Origin of the sequence: Petralouisia muris, assembly GCF_004793545.1 — a bacterium.
GTDB classification, from domain to species: Bacteria; Bacillota; Clostridia; order Lachnospirales; family Lachnospiraceae; genus Petralouisia; species Petralouisia muris.
This window is the reverse complement of record NZ_SRYA01000106.1, coordinates 1-11,771: the sequence shown is the minus strand read 5'-3', so window position 1 is coordinate 11,771 and position 11,771 is coordinate 1. Positions and strand designations below refer to the sequence as shown.

The 11,771-nt window shown below is 43.4% G+C and carries 11 protein-coding genes and 3 pseudogenes; 13 read left to right on the top strand and 1 reads right to left on the bottom strand.

The genetic code is table 11. The features are described from left to right. Positions 1-77 precede the first annotated feature (77 nt). The 13 genes and pseudogenes from E5329_RS26220 to E5329_RS26160 all read left to right on the top strand — a co-directional run bounded on the left by E5329_RS26220 (position 78) and on the right by E5329_RS26160 (position 11,066). A complete protein-coding gene (locus tag E5329_RS26220) occupies positions 78-545 on the top strand; it encodes a hypothetical protein (protein ID WP_275443767.1) in 468 nt (155 codons plus the stop codon). A 35-nt stretch (positions 546-580) separates the two neighbouring features. Further along, positions 581-886, top strand: a complete 306-nt coding sequence (locus E5329_RS26215) for a hypothetical protein (protein ID WP_135992155.1) — start codon at positions 581-583, stop codon at positions 884-886. Between the two features lie 32 nt (positions 887-918). Further along, entirely contained in the window at positions 919-1,404 is a 486-nt protein-coding gene (locus tag E5329_RS26210; protein WP_135992154.1) for a GNAT family N-acetyltransferase, read from the top strand. Positions 1,405-1,450: 46 nt separating this feature from the next. Then, on the top strand, positions 1,451-1,924 hold the full coding sequence (locus E5329_RS26205; protein ID WP_135992153.1) for a GNAT family N-acetyltransferase: 474 nt from the start codon (positions 1,451-1,453) through the stop codon (positions 1,922-1,924). Between the two features lie 234 nt (positions 1,925-2,158). Beyond that, positions 2,159-3,265 carry a hypothetical protein gene (locus E5329_RS26200; protein ID WP_135992152.1) on the top strand — a complete coding sequence of 369 codons (1,107 nt, stop codon included), beginning with the start codon at positions 2,159-2,161 and terminating at the stop codon, positions 3,263-3,265. Positions 3,266-3,267: 2 nt separating this feature from the next. Continuing rightward, a complete protein-coding gene (locus E5329_RS26195; protein WP_135992151.1) occupies positions 3,268-4,530 on the top strand; it encodes a hypothetical protein in 1,263 nt (420 codons plus the stop codon). A gap of 6 nt (positions 4,531-4,536) precedes the next feature. Continuing rightward, the gene (locus E5329_RS26190) at positions 4,537-5,400 is read left to right on the top strand and encodes an ABC transporter ATP-binding protein (RefSeq protein WP_135992150.1); all 864 of its coding nucleotides are present in this window, start codon (positions 4,537-4,539) and stop codon (positions 5,398-5,400) included. A 17-nt stretch (positions 5,401-5,417) separates the two neighbouring features. Beyond that, positions 5,418-6,659, top strand: coding sequence for an ABC transporter permease (locus E5329_RS26185; protein WP_135992149.1), 1,242 nt, complete (start codon positions 5,418-5,420; stop codon positions 6,657-6,659). Next, the gene (locus tag E5329_RS26180; protein WP_135992148.1) at positions 6,635-8,662 is read left to right on the top strand and encodes a DUF5050 domain-containing protein; all 2,028 of its coding nucleotides are present in this window, start codon (positions 6,635-6,637) and stop codon (positions 8,660-8,662) included. Before E5329_RS26185 ends, E5329_RS26180 begins: the two co-directional genes overlap by 25 nt. Before the next feature lie 192 nt (positions 8,663-8,854). Further along, positions 8,855-9,250: pseudogene (locus E5329_RS26175) on the top strand (plasmid mobilization protein). Beyond that, positions 9,213-9,713, top strand: a pseudogene (locus E5329_RS26170) (relaxase/mobilization nuclease domain-containing protein); the annotation flags it as partial. The pseudogenes E5329_RS26175 and E5329_RS26170, both read left to right, overlap by 38 nt. A gap of 300 nt (positions 9,714-10,013) precedes the next feature. After that, positions 10,014-10,154: a hypothetical protein gene (locus E5329_RS32910; protein WP_330572371.1), complete on the top strand. Its 141-nt coding sequence runs from the start codon at positions 10,014-10,016 to the stop codon at positions 10,152-10,154. Positions 10,155-10,216: 62 nt separating this feature from the next. Further along, positions 10,217-11,066: pseudogene (locus E5329_RS26160) on the top strand (ATP-binding protein). Between the two features lie 77 nt (positions 11,067-11,143). On the opposite strand, the gene E5329_RS30120 reads toward E5329_RS26160, so the two are convergent. Next, complete coding sequence (locus tag E5329_RS30120; protein ID WP_168356782.1) at positions 11,144-11,626, bottom strand: hypothetical protein; 483 nt, start codon at positions 11,624-11,626, stop codon at positions 11,144-11,146. Positions 11,627-11,771: the final 145 nt, after the last annotated feature.

The following is an 11,771-nucleotide window of genomic DNA, read 5'->3' as shown; positions in this document are numbered from 1 at the left end:
ACGTAAAAACTACGCCACAGCCCTGGCAGGCCATCGCGCAGCGATTTTGTTCAATCGGGATTTGAGAAGATAGAACTATGTTCAAAATAGGAAATTATAAGATAGGTTTTGATATATGGGGATTGATTTTGTTTTTGGCAATAATGCTCCCTGATTTTATATGGTTTGCTGTTCCTGCTGTTAATGATGTGCTAAGGAACAAATCAGTAACTCCCCTTGTAGATATGATTGCTTCTGTTTTTCAAGTCGTAATGGTTGTGGCACCATGTGTTATTGTCAATAAATATTGTCAAAAACCTATGAAAAAAGTATTGTTTAAAGGAATTGTTATTTTATTAGTGCTGTATTCCATTGGCTGGTGCTTATACTATACAGGAAATATAAATCCAGCGGTAATTTTAGGTTTGAGTATTGCACCTTGTTTAGCATTTATATTATTTTTAATATCAAGAAAAAATGTAGTAGCACTATTATCAGCAAGCATATTTATGTCATGTTCTGTATGGCATTATAAATTTCATTATGTAACTACAAATTGGATTTGACATACTGGAAAATCAGGGTTTTACGGAGGAATTAAATGGATTCAAAACTTTTCTATAAAGCGATGTCTGGATTTTATGATTTAATAGATATTGTCTATTTTAGAGATTACGAGAACAGTCCAAGAAAGGTAGTATTGGAAAGCATTGGCAATGAAGAAAGGGTTTTAGATTTGTGTACTGGTACAGCGACAAATGCATTAAAAATTGCAAAATCAAAGCCTTTTAAGTCATTTATAGAAAAAGATTTATATTGTTATTTTGAACGATATGGTTTGAAGGTAGTGTCAGAAGTACATTGTGACTATTCAAGAGTATTAAACCTCAAAAGGTCAGAGTATTGAGTTAAAAAAATCAAATTTACGAGGAAAAATGTATGATTAGAATAAGACCATATAAAGCTTCGGATGTAGATACAATATTATCGTGGTGTCAAAATGAAAAAGCATTTTATCAATGGACAGCAGGCATACTCGGTAACTATCCGATAACACAAAAGGAATTTTGTTTTGTTGAATCGCTAATGCCGTTTACTGCATTTGATGAAACAGGAATCGTTGGCTTTTTTACACTAAGAAATCCTGATGAATCATTGGATGAACTACGTTTTGGATTTGTTATTATAAATCCTCATAAGAGAGGAAAAGGCTATGGAAAAGCTATGCTCCAGCTGGGGCTAAAATTTGTATTTGAAATATATGGAGCAAAAAAGGCATCATTGGGCGTTTTTGAGAATAATCTTCCGGCTTATTATTGTTATAAAGCAGTCGGTTTTAGAGATACTGTTCTTGATACGGCAGAAACATATTGTGTTCTAGGTGAAGAATGGAAGTGCAAAGAATTGATTATGGAAAATAGATAAGTTCCAGTTTCGCATACTGGAAAATTGTTATTCGCAGGAGGCAGTTATGAATTACAAAATTAGAAAAATATTAGAGGGAGAAGTCAGTCTGCTTCATGATTTTTTGTATGAAGCTATCTTTGTGCCGGAGGGAATGCTCGCACCACCCAAATCAATTATCAATCAGCCGGAATTGCAGGTATATATAACCGACTTTGGTAAGAAAAAAGACGATATAGGTTTGGTTGCGGAAGTTGATAAAAAGGTTGTTGGTGCTGTTTGGGTGCGCATTATGGATGATTATGGACATATAGACAACGAAACTCCGTCCTTTGCCATTTCTTTATATAAAGATTATCAGGGATTTGGAATAGGTACTGATTTGATGAAAGAAATGCTTCGCATTCTGAAAGACAGAGGGTATAAACAAGCGTCACTCGCAGTACAAAAAGCCAACTATGCTGTAAGAATGTATCAAAAAACAGGGTTTGAAATTGTGGACGAAAACGGGGAAGAGTACATTATGCTTTGTCGTTTGTGACAATACGACTTCCGGTTTGCCTGGCAGAATAACTGAGCTCAGAGCCAACAGACTTGTGAGAAATTACAGTTTGTTGGCTCTCTTTATGTAAAGAACTAAGCTGTTTCTCCGCAAATTTTTTCTATTCCTTGACCACATTTTGACTTTTGGTTTTTATAATGGCATTTAGATAATAGAATCCTGTTTTGGATTCTATTATAGAAGTCGAATCTAAAACAAGTAGGAGGATGGACGATGCGAAAGCGATTCTTATCATTAGCTATGATTTTTGTTTTGCCCTTTGCTGTGGCGGCCTGCGGAAATTATACTTTATCGGACAGCGAAAGCTGTCCGCCCGCCCGTAAGGGTATGAATTCAGGGGTACCCGAAGGGTATAACATTGCGGACGAGAATGCCCCGCCGCAAAATGTAGAAGAGGACCCATTCGCCGGGGCGCAGGAGGACGTGGATTTAGGGTTTCTCAGCCATGGGGAAGCCAGTCCCGCCAGAGCGGATGACCAGAGTGTTTTGCCTTATGAGTATAATGGCGGAGAATTTGTCCTGGACTATCAGTTTTCATCAGAGGGGAAATTGGACAGCATTGGATTCCTGCTTTTTTTGGACGGAAAGCCGCAAGCCTACAAGGTGAACGACACGGGGGCGGAATATGAGTATCTCCACTGCTTCCGGACATCAGAAAAGCACGAAGAGAAATTTTCCTTTGTGTTCACACCGGACACAGGGAAAAAGGGCGATACCCTGAATATGACGGTCGTGAGCGTCACCAGGCCCGATTTCCAGCCTGATATGAAAGAAACCTCAAGCTATGGATGGTATCATCAGAGTTTTGAAAGAGTGCTGAAACTGCATTTTAATGAGGATGCTCCGGAAAATGACAGCATTAATGGAGAAAGTATAACTGCTTTTCGTGATGTCAGCATTTCAGAGGAAAAAGTCACTTCCTCTTTTATTGAGAATGAGCTTGTGAGAGCAGGATTGAATGGCGTTACGATGGATACCCTGGATAACAGTGTCTATTGGACGCTTGTTTATGACGGCGAGGTGGTGTATGACAATATCAACCTTACCGGGAAAGATACGCTTACCGTGCGCTTCACCCTTTGTGGAACGCCAGGCGCACGATATGGCATATCATTTTTCTTAAACCATAAGCCTATATCTTTTGAGGGAGCGGTTTCCAGTGATGTCACATTAAGCAAAGGAAATGTGTGGATCATTGAAGCAACCATAGATACCGCTAAGCTAGATGGCTTCAATACTTTTTATGCGACAGCCGTCGCAGCGGACGGAAATTCAGTTACAAGTAAAACAGGTTCAATTTTATTATACAAGGAGAATTAAAAATGAAAACAAAATGGATGTGTATGATACTTATGCTTGCTTTGGCGCTTCATCTGTCGGCCTGCGGGGATAGACAGGAGAATGAGAACAGCTCTGAAAATGGAGCCATAAACATGGAACCGCAATCCGTAGAAGATGATTCATCGGAAAATACAGGAAATGAAAGCAGCGAAATGAACGTGATTGATCAGCAGGATAACGGCACGGATAAAAATATTATGGCGGTCAGTAGGATCAAGGATTCCGCTTTTTCAGGAAAGGTCAGAGGCTGCTATTATGCCGATGGAAGCCGGATTATCGTTGCAGCAGATAAACTTTATCTTTACGATACGGGGAAAGGCGAAACGATCGCAAGTGCGGATATTTCCATGGGAGACTTATGCGTACAGACTTTTACAGACGGCTACTTTGTTGTGGGTCAGGGAAAGGCTGGCGGCGGCAGCAACGGTTCATTTGCTACATCAGAAAGCGGCGGAATCAATGGCTACATACTGAATAAGGACTTTGCTATTCAGGATACCATTTCCTTTAGCGGATTATTAAGTGACGATGTTACCTCGCAGATCACAGGGATCGCTATTTCACAGGACGGAAAACAGGTTGCTTTCGGCGGACTTCAGGGGCTTTACCTTTATGATATTTCTTCCCGGAAGGTTCGTACCATTCTGAACTATTCCGAAGAAGGCACGGCAGGTAATATGCAGATTGCAACCATGGACAGCCTTACCTTTACGGGGAACAACACTTTAGTCTATGTAGGCATGGCTACAGATACCTCCATTGGCGGGGATGGGGTCAGTGTTTATGGTACAGTATCCACAGACAGTGCAAATTTCACGATTACCAAAAAGGGGGATTACAAGGTAGATACGGAAGAAGTGCAAAAGGGCGGAAACCTGCTTATTATGCCCCAGAGCTTTGACAAAAATAATGGAACCCTGCTGATGCTTGATACCATATCCAATACAGAAAATACGATGTCGTTCTCAAGCCGAAGTGAGGGAGAAAACGGCGTTTACTGCTCCGGGCAGGGAAAATATGTGGCTACTGCTATTTTGGAGGAAAGCAGTGTTACAATCAACATTTATGATACGGCATCGGGAAAAAGTATCCATACGGAAACCGTTCAGGACAGCAACAGTACCTATTTCCTGCGTGTTCCACAGATTTTGATTTTGGATGAATCCGGCACCTGTATCGTTGTGCTTGGACGGGGTATTGACGAGGTAAGCACCTTGATAACAACCTTTAGCTTTGTGGGGTGATTCTTGATGAAAATATCATTACGAAATGTTTCAAAGCAGTATAAGGGCAAGTATGCCCTGAAGGATTTTACCACGGAACTTACGGAGGGCGTCTATGGGCTTTTGGGCGCTAACGGTGCGGGAAAGACGACACTGATCAATATATTTGTGGGTATTTTGGGAAGCGATGGCGGAGCGGTTTTGATTGACGGGCAGGATGCAGGAACATTGGGTAAGGACTTCCTGTCAAAAATCGGATATATGCCGCAATATCCTATCTTCTACCGGGATTTTACAGTGATGGATTTTCTGCTGTATATGTGTGCGCTGAAAGGAATCCCTGACGAACAGGGAAAAAAACGGGCTTTGGAGCTTCTGGACATTGTCAATCTTTCAGATGCTAAAGATAAAAAGATTGGCGCTCTTTCCGGTGGTATGCGGCAGAGGGTTGGCGTTGTCCAGGCGATGCTGGGCGATCCTGAAATTCTTATTTTGGATGAGCCGACAGCAGGGCTTGATCCCAGTGAACGTATCCGCTTTCGCAACCTGATCTCAAAATTCGCACAGGGGCGGACAATTTTGCTGGCCACCCATATCGTTTCCGATGTGGAGTGTATCGCAAAGGAGATTATGATCTTAAAGGAAGGCTCCTTAATAACCCAGGGAACTACCGACACATTAGAACAGAATATCTATGGGAAAGTGTGGGAGGTGACAGTAAACGGGGAAGACGCTGCCAGACTTGGCAGCCAATATTATGTCAGCAATATGAAACAGCAAGGGGAACGCTTTTTAGTAAGAATCGTAAGCGATATGCTGCCTGCTTCAGACGCAGTAAAGGTTTCCCCTAACCTGGAAGATGTATTTCTGTATTACTTCCGTGGGCAATGAGTTAAAGGAGAGATAATATGACACGCTTAATCAAATATGAATTTTACAAATTATTCTGCAAGCGGTCAATACTTGTTGTACTCATATTGTTCAGTGTAATAAACCTGTTCAAAATAAACAGCGAATTCCACTCGTATTCCTACCTGGCGGACGGAAATGGCAGCCGCAGTTGGAACAGCGTGTATTGGCAGCTTTATGAGGATTACAGAGGGGAGATCACTGCTGAAAAAATCAATCATCTTCTTTCCATATATCAGCCGTTAGCAGACGCTACGGCTGATATGACAGCAAGCACAGCCAAAGATAATCCGGATATGATGACGGGGAATATATACAGTGACCGGAATATCCTGGAAAAATACTATGTGGAGCCTATGGAATATTTCTATCATTATCGGACTTATGCGCTTCAAGTGGCAGAGAGGGCAAAGGAAAATGCCGCTGTTTACAAAGAACGGGGGCAGACTTATGAAGCACGTAAAAACAGTGTGATCTATAACCTTTATTCCGGACGGAGCATAAAAGCCTTTGCCTATGAGGAGATGTATAACTATTATCTGAACTATGATTTTTCGGGCATATTGGTTTTATTTCTTTGTCTGTACGGGGTTGTCAGTACCTTTGTCTGCGAAAAGGAAACACAGATGGATATGCTGCTGCTGACAAATCCGGGCGGCGGTAAAAAGACCACATTTGCTAAAATTGCTGCGGCTTCTTTGTTTGTAATCAGTGTGGCCATATGGTTTTCTGTTGTGGACTATATTGGTTTTGCGTATTTCTTCGGAACGGCAGAAGGAGGGGATCTTCCGCTGTATGCTGTCAGCAATTTCAGCACGGCTGCGGTAAACTGTAATTTATGGCAATATGCGATTCTGTCCGCAGTGATAAGGGCAGTCGGCGTATGGACGATGAGCATGGCGTTTCTATTGATTTCCTTGTTTGGGCGTAATGCCCTTGTTCCATTTGTCGCTGATTTCGGAGCAGCCCTGTGTTTCATTATTACAGGTGCGTCACAGAGCTGTTTCAGTAATGCCTGGTTCAAAATCATAAACCCGTATTCGCTGCTTGCTAACCGCATGCTATTTGGCAAGACCGAGTTTATTGGGTTTGCAGGATATCCGGTACAGAGTTTCCAGGCAGCAATTATTTTTGCCATAACCGTAGGGGTGGTTTCCATAACGGCAATGATGATGCTTTCTAAAAGGAACTCTTATTGTCGGGAAAGGAGGATAAAATGTCTGGATTTTTGTACGAAGTAAAAAAGATTATGCTCTGGCAAAGGGGGCTGTTCTATATTGCCCTTGTCCTGCTCTTTGGCACGGTCTGGCTTGCCTTGTCCGACAACCCTTATGACAGTGCGATGGAGCAGCATAAAAATGAATATGAATGGTATCTGGAAAAGGTAAAAGGATACTGCACCGAGGAATCTTCCCTTTATCTGGAGCAGGAGGCGGAGAGGATTGCAAAAGCGAAGGAGAGGCAGAACAGCCTTTTGGAGAACTACTATGACGGGAAGATTAGTGAAAGTGAATATAAAAAAGAGAGCCGGGAAATAGAGAAGGTTCTGGAGCGTCAAAATGGATTTGAGGTTATCTATCAGCAATATCTCTATATCTGCGAAAATGCGGGGAACCGCTGTTTTCTCCAGACAAACGGATGGATGGGGCTTCTTGGCAAAGGTACGCTTAATTTCATTCTCTTCCTTGGCATTTTGCTGATTGTTACGCCTGTTTTCTGTTCTGAGTACAGCTGCCAGATGGACACCCTGATTCTGACTGCAAGGGAGGGGCGAAAAAGCGCTCTGTATAAGCTGATTATTATTACCACGGTTGTTCTTTTCCTGTCGCTTTGCATTTCGCTTATTGAATACGGATTTTACAGGTTCAAATACGGACTGCCGGATGGGGATTATCCGATTCAGAGTATTCGTTGCTTTGCAGGCAGCAGCAAGGGTATGTCGCTGCTGGAGGGATATGTATCTATAGGGCTGCTCCGGATGTTTGGCGGTGTATTTCTTGCGATACTCCTGATGTTTATTTCCGTTTTAGCAAAAAGATATGCGGTCACCCTGCTTACAGGTGCGGTGTCCGTGATTATTCCCTATATAGGCTTATCAAAAACCAGCATTTACCGTCTGCCTCTGCCGCTGCCGTTTCTGCTTGGAACAGACTTTTTTGCAGGGGATATTGTTATGAGCGATGCCCTGACGGGTGATGAGAAAATTATTTTTGCGGAGGTTGGTACGGTTACGCTATTGACCTTGCTCTTTGTATCCGTGCTTTTGTGTACTTTGGCTGTTGTCTGGATTTTACGGCGCAATTCTAACAGATGGCTGATGAAATCAGGGCAAAAGAAGCGTGGGGCGGCTTTCGTTGTCATGCTTGTCCTGGCATTGGCAGTGACGGGATGTTCAGGCCGTGGAAAAACGGGAAGCGTTGTCTATAATTCATCGGCAGGCTACAGCGTGCCCTTTGGGTATGACTGTATGGGATATGAAATCATACAGGATGCAGGGAATTTTGATTATTCTCTCAAAAATACTTCCACGGGAGAAACGTATCCTTTAGCACGTTCCCCTATGTTTGGGGTATTTTCTGATGAAGAAGAAATACGTGCGTTTTATGTGTGTCCGCCATATCTGTATTACACCACATCGGTTATGGAAAGCTATGTCAACCGAGTGGGAAACCATAACAGCGATATAACGAAAGTGTCGGTTGTAGAGTTGAATCTGAATACCTTTGAGGAAAAAACAATCTTTGAGCAGATTACAAATTCCGGGCGTTCTCTTTTGGGCATTGACTATGAAATGGGGGATAAATGGAAGTTCCTGGATTTTCACCACGCTTTTTTCCTGAATGACGATAACCTGTTTTTCATTGGCAATGATGGCATAACAAAAGTAAACCGGTATACAAGAAAAACTGTAAAGCTCGACATTCCTGCAAACGGAAATATTTCATTCGATGGGGAAAGCATTTTTTACAAAAATGAACAGGGGGTTTTAACAAGATATGACGTTTCCAGTAATGAAACTTACACTTATGAAAATATAGTTGCAGATGATTTCTGCATGGATGAGCAGTCAATCTATTATGTTTCCAGGACGGACGGCGGAGACTTGTATTCCTGCGGCAAGGACGGGAATAACAAGGAATTGATCAGTCATATACCTGCAATGTCTGTTACCTGTGATACAGGAAATATTTATATATTATCAAAAGAAAGTGGTGAGGAAATCGCTTTACCAAAAAGCCATTGATTTATTCAAGATTGAGGAACAAATGCGGCAATGAACAGGAAACCATACGGAAAGAGGAGAAAACTCAGGAAGAGAAAGATTAAGCGGCTTATGATTGCGTATTTGCTGAGGGCAATCGTCATACTGATACTAATTATAATGATGATACTTATGGTTTGCGGATGTCTTTACATATATGAGGAGTTGAAGCACATGAAAAAATACAACACGCCCAACCGCCGCCGGGTAATCAAGACACGCTTGACCGAGGAAGAATATGCAGAGTTTTCTGAGTGCGTTTCCCTCTGCAAAATGAGTCAAGCCGAGTTTATCCGGCAAGCCCTCATTAAGTCAAGCATATGCCCGGTTATCATCGTTTCCCCGGCCAATGGTGAATTGTTATCTGCTGTTGGGAAACTAACCGCCGAGTACGGGAAAATCGGCGGCAACTTGAATCAGATTGCCCGCTGTCTGAACGAGTACGGTGCACCTTATAACGTTCTCTCAAAAGAGGTATGAGCCGCTATAGCGGAGCTTGCCGCCTTGAAGTTTGAAGTCTTGCAGAAAGTGGGTGAAGCCGCCCACAACATTCAAACATATCAGCTCTAAAAATGCCGACTACGGGGCGGCTGAACAGTACCTAACCTCCCGGCATGATGAGTTTACCATGAAGCCAACACTGGACGGGAACGGGCGGCTTGTTCTCCGTGACGATTACCGCATTTCCTCTCTGAATTGCGGTGATGAAGATTTCGCCATAGCGTGTATGCGCTTCAATCTGAAATACGGCAAGAACCAAAAACGGGAGGACGTGAAAAGCCATCACTATATCATCAGCTTTGACTCCCGTGACGCACCAGACAACGGCTTGACCGTAGACCGGGCGTAACAGTTAGGCGAGCAGTTCTGTAAAGAGCATTTCCCCGGACGCCAAGCCCTTGTATGCACCCACCCAGACGGGCATAACCACAGCGGCAACATTCATGTGCATATCGTAATCAATTCTTTGCGGATTGCGGAAGTGCCGCTGCTTCCCTACATGGAAAGGCCAGCGGACACAAGGGAGGGCTGCTGAGGGAACACCGGGGCTTTTCCGCACCGAACCGCCTTTATGTAAAAGTGCTGCAAATTCCAGTGGTACAGTTTTCCGACCATATGACCGCCATACAGCCGGAAAACCGACCTTTGCGTTAGCCGGAAAACCGACCCCTAACCAACTTACTATGAACAAACTAAAAGAGAACCAACTAAAAGGAGCGAGTGAGAAGCCGCCGCCCCGTTTGGCAGATACCAGAATGTTTTACTCTCTGAAAGCGAATATGCGGAGCTGAAAGAGGAATACCCGGATAGGCTGGAACGGCTCATTGAGGAAATGAGCGAGTACATAGCTGCCAGCGGGAATGATTATGTGTGCCATGCCGCCGCATTGCGCCGCTGGTTAGACCGGGAGAAAAAAGAAAAACCGAAAAAGGGAATCCCCGATTATTTCTGCAAAGAGGGCGAGAGCCTTTGACAACAGAGATAGAATGCCCCGTAAACAGGGCGTAAAAGACCATGAACAAGGAGGACGATTTTATGAGTGATTATGATAACGCTATTTTCCGGCTTGCCACGGCACAGAAAGCAGAGCCGGAGGACTACACGGGCGAGGACGGGCTTTTGTATTGCGGGAGCTGCCGCCAGCCCAAAGAAGCCTATTTTGCAGAGGGCAAGACGCTTTTCGGACGTGACCGACACCCTAAAGAATGTGACTGCCAGCGGAAATGACGGGAAATGCTGGAAGCCGCAGACCGGGAGCAGAAACACCGGGAGGAAGTGGAACGAATGAAAAGAACAGGCTTCACAGACCCGGCTATGAGGGAATGGACTTTCGGGAACGACAACGGGAAATGCCCGCAAATGTGTTATGCCCGTGAATATGTGGAATGTTGGGAACTGATGAAAGCGGAGAACCACGGGCTGATTTTGTGGGGAAGTGTCGGCACAGGCAAGAGTTATTTTGCTGGGTGTATCGCCAATGCCCTTATGGAGCGTGAAGTATCTGTCTGTATGACAAACTTTGCGGCAATACTCAATGACCTTGCTGCCAGCTTCAAAGACCGCAACGAATATCTCCCGCCTTTGCAGTTTCCCCCCTGCTTATCCTTGACGATTTCGGCATGGAGCGTGGCACGGAATACGGGCTTGAACAGGTTTACAACGTGATTGACAGCCAATACCGCAGCAGAAAGCCGTTGATAGTCACCGCAAATTTGACGCTGGAAGAATTACAGAACCCGGAGGACACCGCCCACACCCGCATTTACGACCGCCTTACGGAAATGTGCTGCCCCGTCTGCATTACCGGGGAGAATTTCAAAAAGCCAAAGCACAGGCAAAAATGGAATGCCTTAAAATGCTGCTGAACGGAAAGGAGAGCCTATGACCGACACCCCCAACAGAAGCACCGCCACTACTGCCCGCCGTCCGGACTGCGTGACTGAGGTGCGCATGACGCCTTTCTTATCGCCTTTTTCCATCGTGAATGGAAAGCTGATATTTTATCCAATGATTGGGTGGGTCTATTTCGCAAGACACAGATATGCTGTCCTCTGAAAATTCGTCTACGCAAAGACCATCTACCGCAATTCTTTCTGTTTGCCACAGCAATTCGCAAGCAGAATTGAAACAAAGTAATTGGGAATTTGAAGCCACATATAACCTGTCTTTATTGATATAAAAATAACCAAAATACAGGTCACATAAGACTATTTTTACTTGTTTTGTTTGCAAATTTATGAAGTAGACTTCATTTCCGTTGCCAATACAAAAATGTTCTTGGAAAAAACATTCAGCATTAAAAGGATTCCAAGATTCAGAGGAAATTCCTATTTCTAAATAAGGGCTTCCATCTTTGTCAATAAAGTATATTTTCTCGTCACTTTTAATAGTCAATCGAGGGATAGTTTTTCTATATTGATTGGATTGGGACGATATTGTAAACATAGAAATACACCTCTTTTCCTATTGAGTATCTTTTTTATAGTTTATCACAGAACTATGAACTTTTCTACTGCTTATTACGCAGAAAAAACACAATGTCATTAACTTAAGGAAAAGAACAATACCGGATGTCTTTACACCCATTCAT